This is a genomic window from Spirosoma jeollabukense, assembly GCF_054777855.1.
Genome location: NZ_BAAHAD010000002.1, coordinates 1,273,144 through 1,289,132 on the forward strand (window position 1 = coordinate 1,273,144; position 15,989 = coordinate 1,289,132).

A 15,989-nucleotide genomic window follows, 5' to 3' on the forward strand; every position below is an offset into this window, starting at 1 on the left:
ATTCGGTTTCCGGTTTTCTGTTACGCATAGCGGTCTTGCGTCAGCTACCGAAAACTTCAAACCGAATACTGATCAAAATCGAACATTCAGGTTAAAGCCGATACTGCGGGTTGGGGGAAGCCCAGGCCAGAAATCCAGTCCTACGCTATTGTCTGAGGAAACCAGCGCTTCTTCCGGGTCCATATTTTCGGTCCATTTCTTGATGACCAGAACGTTGTTGGCAATGGCATTTAACCTTAATCCTTTGATGAACAGGTTCTGGGGAAGTAATTTGGTGAAGTCATAGCCTAGTGAAATTTGCCGTAGTTTCCAGAATCCAGCGTTATTTACGAAATCTTCGTTGATACCCAGTGGGTTAATAGATTCGTAGAAGGGTTGCACGGCCGCTTTTGTCGTGTTGATCTCCCCATTCGGATTGACACCGTTCCCGATCACGTACCCTACATCCCGGCCCGGCAGCGTCCGCTTCGACAGACCGTGGCGCATGTAGTTGATATTTCGACCAGTGATCATTTTGTGGCCCAACTTGAAGTCAATCAGGAAGGATAACGACAGACCCTGATACGTGATCGTATTGGTGATGCCGCCGAAGTATTTTGGCAGGGCATTGCCCACGTCCACGAGCGTGTTATTACGTAGTGGCATCCCACTATTGGCGTCGAATACCTGCCGTCCCTGGGCATCCCGCAGATACTTGAAAGTGTACAACTGGCCGATGGGTTTGCCCACTACCTGATTCAGTACCCGACCGCTGCCACCGCTTACCGTAATGACGGTATCGTTTGGCGACAGCCCTAATTGAAGCACTTTGGACGTATTGTAGGACGCATTGGCACTCACATCCCAGCGGAATTTTGGCGTAACAACGGGCGAGAATGTCAGTAATACCTCCAACCCCTGGTTCATACTCCGGCCAACGTTGATCAGCTTGCTGGTATACGAAGAGGCATCCGAAATCTGGGCGGCCAGAATCTGGTCTTCCGTCGTTTTGTGGTAATAGGTGAAATCAAAGCCTACTTTGTTGTTGAACAGCTTCAGTTCCAGACCAACTTCGGCTTCCTGGATACGAAGCGGACGCAGGTTTTTGTTCGGAACCTGCGACGCGTTTATGCCGCCCACCGGCACGAGCTGTCCCGACGGATTGGGGAACGAGTTGTTATCGACCTGGTAGTAGAGCGCGTTCGAATATGGATCTACGTTATCCGACCCGACCTGCGCATAAGCCGCCCGTAACTTCCCGAACGACAGCCAGGCAGGTAACCCTTCAAACGCTTGCGAGAATACGAAACTGCCGGTGACGGATGGGTACAGAATACTGCGGTTAGACGGAGCCAGTGTCGAGAACCAGTCGTTACGGGCCGTTGCGGTCAGGAACAGGAAATCCCGATAGGAAATCGTGGCGGACCCATACAGCGAGTTAATTTTCTTCTCCGACAGCGCATAGATCGGGTTTTTAATCCGGCCATTGGCAACTGTATACAGGCCTGGCTGTATAAAATCCTGTACCGTCACGCTGTTGTAGTCAATGCGAGCGTACCGTGCGTTGCCCCCCAGCGTGACGTCTACCCCGATCTTCCCAAAGGTTCTGTTCCCGCCCAGAATAAAGTCGATATTCCGTTCGGTATTCTGACGTACGTCCTGGGTGTAGGAACCGTTTACGTAGCCAACCGGGGCTTTGGCAATTGGTGCGTAACCGTTAGGGATGTTGTAATCCTGATTGCGGATATAAAAGTCCTGCGCGATACGTCCCTGCAGATACAGCCAGTCGGTGAACTGGTATTTGAGGGCAACGTTGCCAAAAAGCCGGTCGCGTTTGATGTTCTCAAAGTGATGGCTCATGGAATAGTACGGGTTATTACGTACCAGAAAGCGGGCGATCGAAAGTTCATCGCCATTGGGGTAGGTCTGATTGTCCCGCAGTGCCTGGAAAGGCATTGAGTTTGCCAGGGTGAACACCACCGTCGATACTGAAAAATCCTGGGCGTTTACCTGCGGAGGATTGACGTTATTCTCTTTCGAGTAGTTGATATTTCCCGATGCAGTCAGTTTGCTGTTGATATTCTGGGTGAATCCCAGGTTGATCACTTTGCGGTTGAAGGTATTATTCTCCATGATCCCCCGGTTGTCGGTGTTGCCAAACGACAGGCTGAAACCACCATTTGTCCCATTATTCGCTACAGTTACGGTGTTGGTAAAGTTGGTTCCCACGCGGTAAAACTGCTTCACCCGGTTGTAGACTGGCTCATATGGGAAAGTCTTACCGTCGAACAGCATCTGCGTCATACCCGGCTGAAACTTCTCCCCAAAACTCCATACTCCCGAAGAGGGAAAAGGGGCCGTTGGTCGTACACCACCCTCACCCTGACCATATTCGTACTGAAAATCCGTGAAGTCCAGCGGTGTGTCGGTGGTTAAATTGGCGTTATACGTCACGCCAAACCCTTTGCCTGCACCCCGGTTTTTGGTGGTAATCATCACCACCCCGTCTTTGGCGCGGGATCCGTAGAGGGCGGCTGCGGTGCCTCCTTTCAGGACGGTCATGGTTTCAATATCGTCGGGGTTGATGCTGCTCAACCCATCGCCCCCGTCCGAACTGTTGACGGGGAGACCCGTCGTGCTACGGGCACTATAATCGCCACCGAGAGAGCTGTTCGTATTGTCGATCGGTACACCATTCACAACAATCAGCGGATTGTTTTGCCCACTGAATGACGACTGTCCGCGAATCCGAATCTTGGCTGTTCCGGCAGGTCCCGTTCCCATCGTGGTAATATTTACGCCCGCCATTTTACCCTGTAATCCACTCACAAAATTGGGCGTGCGGTTGGTCGAAATCTGGTCAGCATTGACCGTGGCCGTCGCGTACCCCAGTGTTTTGGCTTCCCGCTTGATACCGAGGGCTGTTATAACATATTCGTCAAGGATTTTGGCATCTTCGGCCAGTGTCACATTGATGATGGAGCGATTATTCACCGGAACTGTCTGAGTCACGTAGCTGATGTACGAAAAGACCAGTGAGCCAGTTGTGGGTACGTTAATTGAATAATTTCCTTCCGCATCGGTAGCCGTACCCGTCGACGTGCCACCCACAACGACGTTCACGCCCGGAAGACCCTGATTATCTCTTCCGGTTACTTTGCCGGTCACCTTACTGCTCTGCCCAAACGCCAGGCAACAGCATAAAAAGGGATAAAATAGAAGAAGAATTAGAGCTTTATTCATGGAAAAAATTGATTAAGGGTTCTAGGAAAAGGCAAATCCATCTATATATAGTAATGATTAATGTTGATATAGTTTAATTTTAGGAAGGGTATGAAAACAGCTTGCCTAACCAGCGGAAGCGGTTGATTAGTAACGGATTAGCTCTGTCATTAAGGTTGCCAACTGATGCAGGTAGCCACCAGCTTCAGTTGGTAGGTTTACCAGTTATGAATAGCGCCGTCCGGGCTTTTCAAAATCGGGTGCGGGAACTGCGTTTTAGCCGTTACTTCCATCACGAATGTGGCCTTCTTGGGATCGAACTTCACACCCAGCCCCGGACTTGGATTCAGGTATAACTTGCCATTTTTGAAGTTAATAAAATCCTCGTTGAAGTAGGCTGGTCGCTCAGGTTCGCCACCGCCCAGCTCCATCAGGCAGCGGTTGGGGCTGCTGGAACCCAGCACATGCACCAGTGCCGCCGTCGATAGGGGACCCGTAAAGTGCGGAATCATGCCAACGTAGTGCGTTTCGCACAAGGAAGCTATCTTTTTAAATTCACCAATGCCGCCCGTGTTCGGTAACGTAATGCGCGTATAATCAATTAGGCGTTGCTCAATGAACTCATTAATGTCCCACCGATCACCGAATTGCTCGCCAACCGCGATAGGCACATTTGTCATCTGACGTACCGTTTTGTAGACTGCCGGATTTTCAGACCGAACGATATCCTCGACGAAATAAGGCTCCATATTCTCTAATGCCTTGCAGATTTTGATGCCCTCCGTCAGATCGAAGCGCGTGTGCAGGTCAAGGGCCCATTTGCCACCCCCGCCTACGGCTAAGTCGATGCGTTTGCAGAATTCGATCGTCTTTTTAGCGTTATCGTAGAAGTCAAATGGCTGATCACCATTGCCGCCGGTTGGACCAATCCGATAGGCCCGTAAACCGGCTTCGATGCAATCCCGGGCCCGATCTTCCTCGTTTTTGGCCTTCGACGCCCGGAAGCCCGTAGCGTAACATTCCACGTAGTCGCGGGTGGCGCCCCCCAGCAAGTCGTAGACTGGTACGCCCAATGCTTTTCCCTTGATGTCCCAGAGGGCCATTTCCAAAGCCCCCAGGGCGTGGAGTTTTTCCCGGCCCGGTGGATAAAACATGCCCCGGTACACATTCTGCCAGAGGTGTTCGACCCGAAAGGGATCTTCACCAATAATCATCTGCGCACATTGCTCGATCATATCTTTTGAGCCACCCTCGCCAATGCCGATGATGCCGCCGTCGGTTTCAATTTCGACTATTCCGCGCGCCTGGTTAAACAGCGGTTTGTTATAGCCGGGAGCTGCATAATACCTGATCTTGGTGATTTTTAGCTTGGGTGCCGCAGCAAGAGCTTGCACGATGGGCAAACCAGCCCAGACGGCGGTCGAACTGACTAAAGCGGATTTAAGAAAGTTTCTGCGTTGCATGTAGGGTTAAGGGTAAGGAATAGTCAAGTTAACGTTCAGCTTAATCGTTTAAGCAAATGGATAAAACTAGCTTTTTACAATATGTTTTGTTTTTGAAGAAGCGCGTATGATCAATTCTGCTTCCATAAGTATCTGGGACGTTTCGGCCTGAGGATCTTTTAATTTTTTGACTAGCAATTCAACCGCTGTTTGGCCCAAAAGTCCAATTGGCTGTTTTAAATACGTTATCGGACAATAGTAAAGATCAAAGGCTTCTGCCTGTCCGAAACTAACAATGGCCAAATCGCCCGGAACATGTAAACGTACTTCATTGATATATTTCAATCCATTAATCGCCAGGCTATACGTAGCAAACATCAGCGCATCTATCGGTTGTTCAGACGCCAGCATTTCATCAATGGCTGCTTTCACCCCCTGTTCGATGGTGCTGATACGCACCTTTTTTAACCAATGCTCCTGAAACGGAATATGATTATCCGTCAACGCTTCTACATAGCCTCTTATCCGCTCCTGCATGTGGAAAAGCTGCGAATCGTAGGCAATCATCCCAATGCGTTTATATCCGTTTTTAACTAGGTGTATGCCCGCATTATAGGCCGCTTTATAATGATTGGTGGATACGAAATCGGTTTGTATAGCTGGAAAATACCGATCTAATAAAACGAAGGGTATTTTCTTGTCTTTTAGCTCCTGAACCTGCTCATGTGAATCTTCGGCCGAAACAATGATAAACCCATCGACCTGTCGGTTAATCAATACGTTCAATAAATCCCGCGATTTTTCGGCGTTTTCGTCTGAACTCCCAATAATCACGGTATATCCATGTCGCTTTGCTTCATCTTCTACGACCCGGGCGATGTTCGCAAAAAACGGGTTTGAAATATCGGCGATAATTAACCCGATGGTATGCGTCTTACCGCTGCGTAAACTTTTTGCCAGATGATTCGGCTGGTAGCCTAATTCATTTGCTATTTGCTTGATTTTAGCCGCAATTTCCTGTCCAACCCGACTTTCCTTTTCTTTCCCATTCAGGACATAAGACACGAGCGCCATAGAAACGCCTGCTCGTTGCGCTATATCCTTTAACGAAGTTTTTTTAGCACTCATCCATTAATTATTGCGCCCAAATCTATGCTTAATCCTTTAAACAAAAAAGAATTTGATAAATTTTTTTAATGTTTTTTTAACAAATAATACAATTTTCAGGAATGGTTACCTTTAGACTTTGCTGGTAAGATGATTAGACGCACTAAGTCAGGCAGCAATGAAGGGGATGGGAAGCGTAAAGAAGCTTTAGGGAGAGAAGAACTTTATACGAATACGCCAAAAAGACATACAGCCCCAACTGGCCATGATAGCTAGCTGGGGCTGTATGCCTCTTATTACCCTATGTTGGTTGTAATAAGAGGAACGAATATCGCTGTTAGCAGGAAGGTTACGCGACTTTCTTTACGTCAATCGCATTAGGCCCTTTGGGGGTTGAGGTAAGGCTAAATGTTACTTTATCCTGCTCATTGATTGGCTCAGTCAGGGCATTAATGTGCACGAATATGCTTGCCTGCGTCTGCAGGTCTTTAATAAAGCCATACCCCTTCGAGGCATTAAAGAAGGTCACTACACCCTGGTGGATCACATCCTGAGCCGGACCACTTTCCACTTTGGCGGCACCAAGCTGGATATCTTCCTCGTTTATTTGTCTCTTTCGTCGGGGATCAGGAGGGGTGTTCGTAATGTTGCCATTTTCGTCCACATAAGCCAACATCTCATCAAGCGACTGGCCCTTTTGGGCATTCGCTTTCCGATCTTCTTTCTTCTCCTGCTTATCTTTTCTCTTTTTCTGTCTTAACTTTTCTTTTTCCTTTTTATTAAATGTTTCCATTGGTTGTGTTTATTCTCGTGGGCGTATCATGGCTGAAAGCGTCATGACTTTATATCGAGAAGGAGGCCCTGGTACTACTGAGCAATCTAATTTATATAGTGAAAAATCAGATCCTTACTTAATGAACCATAGGTAACTGATATAAGTTGTCTACTGACGTAAACTTTTCAAATTTCATTTCGCAATGGACAATTTCATTGCTTTTCTTCAGTTTTCTGGCGTCATAACTGAAGCTACGTAACTACTTTTACCGGTAACATATATTCCCTGAAATCACGTTGCTTTATAAAGAGAAGAAAGTCGCTACAGACGGCTACGTAAAAGCAGTCCATCACCAACACTTACCCGTTTATTGAGTTGTCTATTCGGGCAGTTATCAGTGAATAGCTGCTTTTTCAGCCTAACCTAGTGTTCCTATGACCATAGAACTGTATGACGCCCCTGCAAAAGCCAATCAATCCGGGCACCCTGGATCCCCCATTTCAAATACTCAGGGCGAACTGCCCAACGAAGAACCTACGCTCGACTTCGGTGATTTGCTGGGCAGTTTCGATTCGCGGGAAGAGGCTATTGACTTCATCAAAGACCAGTTAGCAGGGCAAAGTCAGGAAGTGACCGACAGCCACAGCGCTCCTTTCGACGAATACACGCATGTCGAATGGCTGACCTTTACCATTGCCGCACCAGATCAGCAAATCCAGAGCAAAAGCTATTATCTGGTTACGGATGAAGGTTATTGATTGATTTTTTCGGGTTAAGTGTCAAGGTCAAGGATAATTTTGCCGGTATGCTCACTGCTTTCCATTAACGTTTGTGCCTGACTTGCTTCAGCTAGGGGAAAGGTACGGTAAACAAGGGGTTTCAGTTGACCATCGGTCAGTAGGGGCCACACCTGCTTTTCGACATCGGCAGTCAAAGCGGCTTTAAAATCGTCATCACGGGGCTTGAGCATACTACCACTGATGGTAATTCGCTTTCGCATAAGGGTTGGAATATGAATCTGGCTATCGGCTCCCTGCATGGAGTTGATAAACATCAACCGGCCATCCTGGGCCATCAGGCGTAGGTTTTTAGGTGTGTACGTACCCCCGACCATATCCAGAATGACGTTAATTTCCGTACTGGAAAGTGCCTTTTCAAAGTCCTCTTTTTTGTAGTTGATGCATCTGATTGCACCAAGCTGTTCGCAGGCCGCACATTTTTCATCGCTGCCCGCTGTGGCATAGGCATGGGCGCCAAAGGCTTTCGCTAACTGAATCGCTGTAATACCAATGCCACTGCTCCCACCGTGCACCAGAAAATTTTCCCCCTGCTTCAAACGCCCCCACTGAAAAACCGTTGACCAGACAGTCAATATGGTTTCGGGTAGAGAAGCTGCTTCGACAAACGAGAGGTTTGTGGGTAAAGGCAAACAATGGCGTTCATCGACTGCTACGTATTCCGCATAGCCCCCGCCTGTGAGTAAGGCACAGACTGCATCGCCCACCTGCCAGCGACTAACATTGGCCCCGCATTTTTCGATAATACCGGCTACTTCAAGACCCGGAATCTGGCCCGTTGGATCGGTTCCGTAACCGCCCTGCCGCTGGTGAATATCGCTGCGGTTCACGCCAGCCGCGTGAACCCGTATAAGAACTTGCCCTGCCTGAGGGTGTGGCGTAGGGCACTCCTGAAGTTGTAGAACAGACCCGTCGCCGGGGCGACTGATAATTATGGCTTTCATACCTTGATAACCAACGATACCTGGGTTTTGTCAGAAAAATAAAGGAACGTAGCGCCGGGCGAATAAATTAGGACTTTCGCTTAGAGCCGTGCCACGGTTCACCAAGTGTTGTCAGGAACCGTGGCACGGCTCTAAGCGAAAGTCCTATAACTTTTTTGGCTGAAAATTGGTAGTTTATAAACAAGGGTAAACCATATAAATCATGACCGAATCCAATCAACCTGTCGCCGATACAACCTCCGCACTACGTAAGCAACTGATCTCTTTACTGACCGGAAGCAATGCGCATAAATCGTTTGATGCGGCTGTTAAGGATTTGCCAACCGAATTACGGGGTGTGAAGCCGGATAAACTGCCGTATAGCATCTGGCAAATTGTTGACCATATTCGTATCGTTCAAGAGGATATCCTCGATTTTTCCCGCAACCCGAATTATCAGTCGCGGCCCTGGCCAGACAGCTATTGGACCAAGAACGTAGCACCGACGGAAGAGGACTGGCAGCAGGCGCTGAAACAGATTCGGGAAGATCGTGAGGCCGTTGTGGCGCTAATCAATGATCCCGAGCCTGACTTTTATACACCTTTTGCGCATGGCGATGGACAAAACCTGCTTCGGGAAATCCTGCTGGTGGCCGATCATACCGCCTACCACGTTGGAGAAATCATCATCATCCGGCGATTGCTGGATGCCTGGAATTGATAGCTTTACCGGGAAGCCGTCAGGGAAATCGTGTGCATATTATCAACGTAGTGGTACGAAACCCCGATGTTGTAGCTGTCGCAGATCTGCTTGACAATGGCTAACCCCAGCCCAACAGAATCGGGCCCGGTACTTTCCTTTTTGAATCGCTCAAAAAGCCGTTCCGGGTCCGATGTTAACAGCCCACCCGTATTGCTTAAACTGAGTTGATTGTTCGTCGAGGTCAGCTTTATTTGTCCACCCGCCTGATTATGCTTGATGGCGTTGCTAACCAGATTCGTAACTAAACTATCGGCCAGCGATGCGGGCAATAATACGTCGAATGGCGCTGTTAGTTGCTCGCTCACGGTCAGGTGTTTGTGGGTGAGGACTTCCTCCATGTCCTGTAACTTCTCGATCAAGAGCTGCGTGAAATTGATCTGGTGGACGTCGTTAAATTGCCGGTTTTCAATCTTCGCTAATAGCAGTAACCCCTGATTTAACCGGGCAATACGGCGGGAAGCCTGGTAGATGCTGTCGATCCAGTTCATCTGAACTTCTGTTAGCTGTTTCGTTTGAATGAGTTGCTCGACTTTGGCATTTATCAACGCCAGGGGTGTCTGCATTTCGTGCGACGCGTTTTCGGTGAACTCTTTCAGGCTGCTGTAGTCCTGCCGCATTTTGTCAGCCATTTTCTGAAGTACTTCATTCAACTCCATGAACTCCGTAATTTCAGATTTATCCAGTTCCAGCGGTTTGTCACTGGTCAGATCGAAGAATTTAAGCCGGGCCAGCGTATTGTAGAAAGGGTGCCAGAGCCGACCCGAAAGTTTTCCCTGAAACCAGAATGAACCCAGCAGCAGCAAGCCCAGAAAAACGACCATAACAACCGTAATAACTTCGATTAGCCGATACGTCTGAATCAGCGATTTACGGATCGACACCCGGTGCATGACGCCCTCGATAGGTTCATAAAAAGTTAATTGGCGAAAGGGCGCCAGTTCGTTATCGTACCGATTCTGAATCAATGTGTCGGTGAAAACTTCCCGCTGGAATTTACGGCCCCGTGCCGGCACGACTACAATCTTGTTTTCAACAAAATAAGGAATGGTCGACCAGGCGTTGTGCGTCCGTACGTATTCTTCAAAATCCCGCTTTTCGACCCGTAACCGGTTTTCGACTTCGTCGTAAATGACCATGCGGATAATCTGGTAAAACGACACGGCCGTTAACAGATAGATTACCAGCGAGAATGCCAGGTAAATCCGGTTGGTTTTGGTGAGCAGTTTCAAGGCATACTGAATTTATAGCCGATGCCGTAGATGGATTGAACGTAGTCGGCGGCACCTTTTTCCAGCAACTTTCGACGCAGGTTTTTGATATGCGAATACACAATATCGAACGAATCGACGGAGTCGATGTTGTCGCCCCAAAGATGCTCGGCAATGGAGGCTTTGGTTAGTGCTACGTCGATGTTGGACAGAAAATAGAGCAGTAAGTCATACTCCTTGCGCGACAGGGTCGTGGCTTGGCCATTCACGAATACGTTGCGGGTGTGCGGCACGACCCGAATCTCCTGAAACCGAATTTCGGTATGTCCGCCAAACTGACGCCGACGTAGCAGCGACTTAACCCGGGCATTCAGTTCTGACAAGTGGAACGGCTTGGTCAGGTAATCATCGGAGCCAATTTCCAGGCCCTTTAACTTGTCTTCCAGCGCATTACGGGCCGATATGATAATAACACCTGTCGTTGCTGTCAGGCGTTTAAGGGTCTCAATAATCTGGAATCCGTTACCATCGGGCAGCGTCAAATCGACAATGATACAGTCGTAATTGTACAAGTGTATTTTTTCCTCGGCCTCCCCGAACGTAGTAGCCGTTTCGCAGATGTACCCATCCTGCACCATGTAGTCGGTTATACTCTCGGCCAGCCCTTTCTCATCCTCTACGACCAGTACTTTCATGGTATTTCTCGCGCTAATGTGTCGCTAAAGTAGCGGTCAATGTTGGAAAAATTTGGGATGTCCTGGCATCACTTTTTGCCACTACATCGGGTTGAAACTCGATGCAATGTATACGTGAGTGTAATAACTTGCGCTGGTTTCAACCCGGCGAGAACGAGATATACGTTTACTTCCATGTCAACCCGGCCGTCCTGAACTCAATCTGCCTGGTACCCTGGGCGTAAAATTCAACGTCAATGACCATTTTCTTCGACGCTTTTATTTTCCTGATTAACTTCTGGACGGCGTCGAAAAAGATGACATTGGCACTCCCGTTTTCGGCAGCCGAGAAGGTATACGTAGCGGCTGGTTCATTGTCAAATCGAATGCGGGCATTGCCTCCCTGGAAACTCCGGTTAAACTGTCCATTCGACACCCGCAGGAACAAGGTGGTGTTATCGTCTCGTTTCCGGATTGTTAACGTAGCGGTTGATCCGGCTTCGTAGGGGAAACCAAATTTTAGCGAATCGGGCGAAGTGATTGACGCTCTGGAAACCGTTCCCCCGATTTTATCGGATTTGTTTTCGTACGTCCACGTAGTAACCTGGGGCGAGGTTTCTCGTTGAATGGCCGGTTTTGCTGGCGGGGCTTTGGTTGGCTGGGGAGAGCTGGTTGCTACGTTCGTTTGAACTGTATCGCCCTTTGCCGACTGGCTTGATTTTTTCTCATTCGAACAACCGAAAAGAATAATAAGGGTAAGGAGATAAAAGGCTTCTTTCATGCCAGGTTGGAAATAGTTTAACCACAGAGTTACGGAGATTACACCAAGAACACGGAGTCAGGATGTTTATTTTTTAACTCTGTGTTCTCGGTGTAATCTCCGTAACTCTGTGGTTAAACTATTTTATAATTGTGTGTCGGCAAAATAAGTCATTGCCTTTTTCAAAAAGACAGCATATTCAGGATTTTCCTGTCCGTTATGGCTCGTAAAGCGCGGATCATCTACGTATAGCTGCGCTAATCCTTTGTAGGCTTCGGCCATATTTTTGTCCCGGCAAACGTCTTCGCCCCAGAACCCGCGAATGTTGGCATAATGGCGCGCTATCTGTTGCTGTACTACGTCGCTGATTGGGTCTGGCTGCGTCATGCTTGCCAGCATTTTCGCAATAGCCTGTTGATCCGCTTTCAACTGCTCAAAGCCCGCTTTTCCCCGTTGACGCAGGTTTTGCTCACTGGCTTCCACTTCCTTTGCACTGTATTTCTCTATTGCTTCCCGGCGATACGTCTGTCCCGTAGGAAAGCCTTCGTATAGTTCTTCGTTCGTTAACATAACTCGTTCTCCTTTTAAAGTTGAAATAGTTTTGTCAATCGTAGCCAGCAACGTAGTGATCCTGTATTGTCGAGCCTGAAGCGCCAGTTTATGGCTTTCCAGCGCAGTGATCGGATTGAAATCCGGGTCTTTAAGGATGCTGGAAATTTCGCTGAGCGAGAAGTCCAGTTCCTTGTAAAAGAGAATCTGCTGTAGGCGGATCAGCTCGTTTTCGCCATACAGCCGGTACCTGGCCTCGGTACGGACGGATGGTTTCAACAGACCCAGACGATCATAGTGGTGCAGTGTGCGCACACTAACACCGGCCAGTTTCGCCAGATTATTGACTGAATAGTATCGCATAAACGCTGCCTGTTCTGATTGACGAACCAAATGTAGGCTATGACGTAAGGGGAGAGTCAAGAGAAAATTGCACTTTTTTCAAAAAGGCCTGATGGGATTCATCGCCGTTTTAGAACACTTTATCACACAAAATCGACGGTTGATCAATTTGTCATAGCATGGCGGTCGGCTATACACCATTTTTGTATCATCCTTCCACCTGGAACTACGTATACCATGAAATTCAAACACTGTTTACTGCTTAGTGTCTTTTTTTCGTCTTTGCTAATCGGTACCCTGCTATCTTTCAGTATAAAAGCGCAGAATAAGACCATTGCCGCAGCGAATCAACTTCATAAATAAGCACGGATAATACTCCTATTCCACCATCACTACCTATAAACGTTCGTAGATAGTCGTGCCCCAGACCAAATCGAGGCACGACTATTTTTTTAGTGCTACGTATCAGTAAACCACTGATTTTGGCAAACGATTGACGAGCCAGAGCAGAAACAGCGCGTTGAAAATCAAGGTGAAAGGAATAACCGAAATGTTCTTGAAAAACAGAATGATCGCCCATTCGGAAGTCTGGTCAGAAATGAGCTGGCGGGATTTCAACGTAATGTAGAGGCAGGTTTCGTAGGCAATGTGATTGATCAGCACATTGAACAGAAAAGCGATAACCGAGAACAGGACAAAATTGATCAGCATCGCGAACCACTTCTGCTTCACTTTTTGAATCGCTACGCGCCAGCTTTGTTTACGTCCCTGTTTATTGGTGACAAGCTGAATAAGCCGGTTGGCGCCAGTTCTTACGTTAGTCAGTCCCAGCGCATAGAAAAATAGCAGGATGCGGGCACTCTCGATCACGATTTCGAGCAAGGTGTGCGCCAGCGGGCTGACGGGGCCAAACGCCCGGAGCTGAACAGCCCGTCCTATGGCCGCGACCAGCCCTAAACCGAAAATAATTAGAAAGTGATTTTTGAAAAAGCGGATTGCCTGAACCGTCCAATCCAGTACGTTCAGGAGTTTGGCTGATGTAGTCATGGGCTGAGATTCGTTGATAGTAGAATTGTTTGCGACGTAATTTACGGCCTAATAAGCTGAAATCTAAATGATTGCGGGCTCCTGTTACTTTACGGCTTTGGCAAACGTACCGAAGGATACGCCGATTTTCACGCCACCCCAGCGGTGTGGCATGCCCGTGTCAAATTCCCGGGTAAGCAACGACTGGTAATATTCAAGATACAGGTTTCTGTAGCGGAAAACGGCGCCAATATTCGCCTGTAACGTAGTGCGCGTCAGTTGGTTGGCCGAAATGACGTAGGGGCTGCTTCGATTGAACAGACCGCCTTGCAGGCTAGCGTCATAACCGACTAAACTGATCAACGGTTGAGCGTATGCATATAGTTGAAAAGGCAACCGCCGATTGGCCGGAGTACGTCTAAACGGTGAATCGAACCGGCCTGCCATCACCACAAACCCCGTTTGCAACCGATCGGCGAACGTACCAACCTGCGCCTGCGCATTGGCACTTATGGACAGCGCATGGCGATAGGCATAGAGTTGTTTTTCAAAATTGAGAGCATAATTCAGTATCACATCGTTACGAATCTGGTACTGCCAGCCGTGTGGTTCAACCCCGTTGATGAGCCGATGAATGGCCGCCTGCATGTCGCCTGCAAACGCAACCGGCCCAATCATTCCCGTACTCAGCACCGACGCTACCCTGATCCGGCGTACCGTATCGGTTGATATACTGAATGTTTTGAGCAGAATACAACCCGCAAACGGGCGATCACCCACCAGAATAGCATCGCTCTGGATAATAGTCGGGGTAAAACCAAAATGCTCGAACGCCAGCCCGTATTGAACCTGATTGCCTGTGGCTTTAATGAGCAGCTTCGTAAGCGGATTTTTTCGGAGCGCCGGATTGACGACTTCAACATTGTACCCCTGGGTATAGTAATAGTCAGTCGCGGTGAAATAGTCATTGTCGTAGTGCAGGCGGACGTAGCTATCCTGGTTCATTTGCCGAAACGAAGCCGTGTTATCGATACGTTGCGCTATACTCAATACGGGAACCAACCACCCGAAAAAAGCTAAATAGGTTTTGAATTTCTGCATGATAAGCTATCTACGCCTATCCTGTAGCTGCGGATTGATTTGCGCATGAGAGCGCTTACTGCCCACTAAAGTTTTACCCCTTGAATCAGCATTGATGACTTGACCGACTGGTCCTTTAAATGCAAAAACTGCTTCCGGCTTTCGTCGCGGCTGAACGCGTGAAAGTCTGCCTCGTTGTCAAATTCGACCAGGTGAATTTCGTAGGGTTTGTCAATCTGGTGTTCAATATACGCGTCGTCGGTGGGTCGTATACGTAGCAGAAGCCGCCCATTATATTTCTCGATGAGCGGAATGGCAACGTCCTCAAATTGGTGGAAGACATCTTCCTGCCCTTCGTTGATGTAAATTAATTGGGTGAAGTAAATCATATTTTTGCACTACCCTTAATCAATTCATTTGTCCCCGGCAAATCCAATTATCAGCTACTTGTCGACTTAAAGATTTTGTTTTATGGACAAAACAAAATCCACAGACGTGCTACTGAAGTTTGCAATATCTTCTACTGATAGCTGACTGCCAGTCAGCATTCTTTTTACTGTTTCTGTTTTTACGGCCTCTTTTGCTTCTTCAATTTTCTGCTTCTCGGCCTTCACTGCCTCAGCATTAGCCGCTGTCACACGCGCGAAATACGCCCGTTCTTCAGGTGTCATCTTTCGGGTATCCAACTCATCAATAGCCCGTTTTAACCATTCCTCATTCCAAAAGGCTGGATATTGCGTGGGTTCGGTTGTATGCAGCGTTTTCATTGTGTAAACCAATTTGTCTAGGTCTGTCTCAATTTCAGCGACTTGCTTGTTAAATTTAGCTAATTCTACCGTAATAAACGTCATTTGCCTATCAATGATTTCACCTTGCTCACTGCGTAAATTGGCGATGGTATGAAAAGACGGCGTAGGTAAAATACTTTTGGCTAAAAAGGCAATCGCATAGAGTTTGGGCAAGTTCACATAATCAAATTCGCCCCGCTCAACCAATGTATTAAACTTGTGCAATGCATAGAATTTCATGCGCTGCACAAAGTAAGGGGCATAGCCCAACTGCATTTCTACAATAAACTGAGTGTCATTTTCATCAGTGCAGGACAAGTCAAAGATTCCACTTCGACTATCAATCGTTAAAGCCTCAAACGCATTTTTGTCAAACTGAATCTCTCGGATGGGTATGTCCGAACGAATAAGAGCCTGTAATGCTGTTCGTAAGAATAAATTGTCGGCTTCATTGCCAAAGGTGGCTTTAAAACCATAATCTGAAATAATAGGAATATAAACACTTGTCTCCATTTAGTAAAGTTAACTAAACATTGGAGACATACTTTCTATGC

At 47.8% G+C, this 15,989-nt stretch carries 15 protein-coding genes; 2 read left to right on the forward strand and 13 right to left on the reverse strand.

Translation table 11 applies throughout. The features are described 5' to 3' along the window. Nucleotides 1-72: 72 nt before the first annotated feature. From ACYVEA_RS13635 to ACYVEA_RS13650, 4 genes are all read right to left on the reverse strand, one after another. Nucleotides 73-3,222 (reverse strand): SusC/RagA family TonB-linked outer membrane protein, encoded by a 3,150-nt coding sequence (locus tag ACYVEA_RS13635; RefSeq protein WP_461113980.1) that lies wholly within the window; start codon nucleotides 3,220-3,222, stop codon nucleotides 73-75. A 197-nt stretch (nucleotides 3,223-3,419) separates the two neighbouring features. After that, the gene (locus ACYVEA_RS13640; protein WP_461113981.1) at nucleotides 3,420-4,664 is read right to left on the reverse strand and encodes a mandelate racemase/muconate lactonizing enzyme family protein; all 1,245 of its coding nucleotides are present in this window, start codon (nucleotides 4,662-4,664) and stop codon (nucleotides 3,420-3,422) included. A 66-nt stretch (nucleotides 4,665-4,730) separates the two neighbouring features. Further along, a complete protein-coding gene (locus ACYVEA_RS13645; protein ID WP_461113982.1) occupies nucleotides 4,731-5,771 on the reverse strand; it encodes a LacI family DNA-binding transcriptional regulator in 1,041 nt (346 codons plus the stop codon). A 328-nt stretch (nucleotides 5,772-6,099) separates the two neighbouring features. Next, nucleotides 6,100-6,543, reverse strand: a complete 444-nt coding sequence (locus tag ACYVEA_RS13650) for a cold-shock protein (protein ID WP_461113983.1) — start codon at nucleotides 6,541-6,543, stop codon at nucleotides 6,100-6,102. 416 nt (nucleotides 6,544-6,959) lie between these two features. Between ACYVEA_RS13650 and ACYVEA_RS13655 the strand changes: the two genes are divergently transcribed. After that, nucleotides 6,960-7,283 (forward strand): hypothetical protein, encoded by a 324-nt coding sequence (locus ACYVEA_RS13655; protein WP_461113984.1) that lies wholly within the window; start codon nucleotides 6,960-6,962, stop codon nucleotides 7,281-7,283. A 14-nt stretch (nucleotides 7,284-7,297) separates the two neighbouring features. Here ACYVEA_RS13655 and ACYVEA_RS13660 read toward each other — a convergent pair whose 3' ends face one another. Next, nucleotides 7,298-8,266 carry an NAD(P)H-quinone oxidoreductase gene (locus ACYVEA_RS13660; RefSeq protein WP_461113985.1) on the reverse strand — a complete coding sequence of 323 codons (969 nt, stop codon included), beginning with the start codon at nucleotides 8,264-8,266 and terminating at the stop codon, nucleotides 7,298-7,300. A 202-nt stretch (nucleotides 8,267-8,468) separates the two neighbouring features. On the opposite strand from ACYVEA_RS13660, the gene ACYVEA_RS13665 reads away from it, so the two are divergent. Next, nucleotides 8,469-8,966 (forward strand): DinB family protein, encoded by a 498-nt coding sequence (locus tag ACYVEA_RS13665; RefSeq protein ID WP_461113986.1) that lies wholly within the window; start codon nucleotides 8,469-8,471, stop codon nucleotides 8,964-8,966. A 5-nt stretch (nucleotides 8,967-8,971) separates the two neighbouring features. Here the strand turns inward: ACYVEA_RS13665 and ACYVEA_RS13670 are convergent, their stop codons facing one another. The 8 genes from ACYVEA_RS13670 to ACYVEA_RS13705 form a co-directional block, all read right to left on the reverse strand. Then, complete coding sequence (locus ACYVEA_RS13670; protein ID WP_461113987.1) at nucleotides 8,972-10,237, reverse strand: sensor histidine kinase; 1,266 nt, start codon at nucleotides 10,235-10,237, stop codon at nucleotides 8,972-8,974. Continuing rightward, complete coding sequence (locus ACYVEA_RS13675) at nucleotides 10,234-10,911, reverse strand: response regulator transcription factor (RefSeq protein WP_461113988.1); 678 nt, start codon at nucleotides 10,909-10,911, stop codon at nucleotides 10,234-10,236. Before ACYVEA_RS13675 ends, ACYVEA_RS13670 begins: the two co-directional genes overlap by 4 nt. 166 nt (nucleotides 10,912-11,077) lie before the next feature. Next, on the reverse strand, nucleotides 11,078-11,671 hold the full coding sequence (locus tag ACYVEA_RS13680) for a hypothetical protein (RefSeq protein ID WP_461113989.1): 594 nt from the start codon (nucleotides 11,669-11,671) through the stop codon (nucleotides 11,078-11,080). A 123-nt stretch (nucleotides 11,672-11,794) separates the two neighbouring features. After that, nucleotides 11,795-12,562, reverse strand: a complete 768-nt coding sequence (locus ACYVEA_RS13685; protein ID WP_461113990.1) for a MerR family transcriptional regulator — start codon at nucleotides 12,560-12,562, stop codon at nucleotides 11,795-11,797. Nucleotides 12,563-13,006: 444 nt separating this feature from the next. Further along, entirely contained in the window at nucleotides 13,007-13,588 is a 582-nt protein-coding gene (locus ACYVEA_RS13690) for a hypothetical protein (protein ID WP_461113991.1), read from the reverse strand. An 84-nt stretch (nucleotides 13,589-13,672) separates the two neighbouring features. Further along, complete coding sequence (locus ACYVEA_RS13695) at nucleotides 13,673-14,668, reverse strand: lipid A deacylase LpxR family protein (RefSeq protein ID WP_461113992.1); 996 nt, start codon at nucleotides 14,666-14,668, stop codon at nucleotides 13,673-13,675. Nucleotides 14,669-14,733: 65 nt separating this feature from the next. Then, a complete protein-coding gene (locus tag ACYVEA_RS13700; RefSeq protein ID WP_461113993.1) occupies nucleotides 14,734-15,036 on the reverse strand; it encodes a DUF1330 domain-containing protein in 303 nt (100 codons plus the stop codon). 66 nt (nucleotides 15,037-15,102) lie between these two features. Next, complete coding sequence (locus tag ACYVEA_RS13705) at nucleotides 15,103-15,948, reverse strand: Rpn family recombination-promoting nuclease/putative transposase (RefSeq protein WP_461113994.1); 846 nt, start codon at nucleotides 15,946-15,948, stop codon at nucleotides 15,103-15,105. Between the last annotated feature and the right edge of the window lie 41 nt (nucleotides 15,949-15,989).

Excerpts from the sequence above, each read along its gene's own strand:
- ACYVEA_RS13635 (WP_461113980.1), bottom strand. The coding sequence starts at position 3,222 with ATGAATAAAGCTCTAATTCTTCTTCTATTTTATCCCTTTTTATGCTGT.
- ACYVEA_RS13640 (WP_461113981.1), bottom strand. The coding sequence starts at position 4,664 with ATGCAACGCAGAAACTTTCTTAAATCCGCTTTAGTCAGTTCGACCGCC.
- ACYVEA_RS13645 (WP_461113982.1), bottom strand. The coding sequence starts at position 5,771 with ATGAGTGCTAAAAAAACTTCGTTAAAGGATATAGCGCAACGAGCAGGC.
- ACYVEA_RS13650 (WP_461113983.1), bottom strand. The coding sequence starts at position 6,543 with ATGGAAACATTTAATAAAAAGGAAAAAGAAAAGTTAAGACAGAAAAAG.
- ACYVEA_RS13655 (WP_461113984.1), top strand. The coding sequence starts at position 6,960 with ATGACCATAGAACTGTATGACGCCCCTGCAAAAGCCAATCAATCCGGG.
- ACYVEA_RS13660 (WP_461113985.1), bottom strand. The coding sequence starts at position 8,266 with ATGAAAGCCATAATTATCAGTCGCCCCGGCGACGGGTCTGTTCTACAA.
- ACYVEA_RS13665 (WP_461113986.1), top strand. The coding sequence starts at position 8,469 with ATGACCGAATCCAATCAACCTGTCGCCGATACAACCTCCGCACTACGT.
- ACYVEA_RS13675 (WP_461113988.1), bottom strand. The coding sequence starts at position 10,911 with ATGAAAGTACTGGTCGTAGAGGATGAGAAAGGGCTGGCCGAGAGTATA.
- ACYVEA_RS13680 (WP_461113989.1), bottom strand. The coding sequence starts at position 11,671 with ATGAAAGAAGCCTTTTATCTCCTTACCCTTATTATTCTTTTCGGTTGT.
- ACYVEA_RS13685 (WP_461113990.1), bottom strand. The coding sequence starts at position 12,562 with ATGCGATACTATTCAGTCAATAATCTGGCGAAACTGGCCGGTGTTAGT.
- ACYVEA_RS13690 (WP_461113991.1), bottom strand. The coding sequence starts at position 13,588 with ATGACTACATCAGCCAAACTCCTGAACGTACTGGATTGGACGGTTCAG.
- ACYVEA_RS13695 (WP_461113992.1), bottom strand. The coding sequence starts at position 14,668 with ATGCAGAAATTCAAAACCTATTTAGCTTTTTTCGGGTGGTTGGTTCCC.
- ACYVEA_RS13700 (WP_461113993.1), bottom strand. The coding sequence starts at position 15,036 with ATGATTTACTTCACCCAATTAATTTACATCAACGAAGGGCAGGAAGAT.
- ACYVEA_RS13705 (WP_461113994.1), bottom strand. The coding sequence starts at position 15,948 with ATGGAGACAAGTGTTTATATTCCTATTATTTCAGATTATGGTTTTAAA.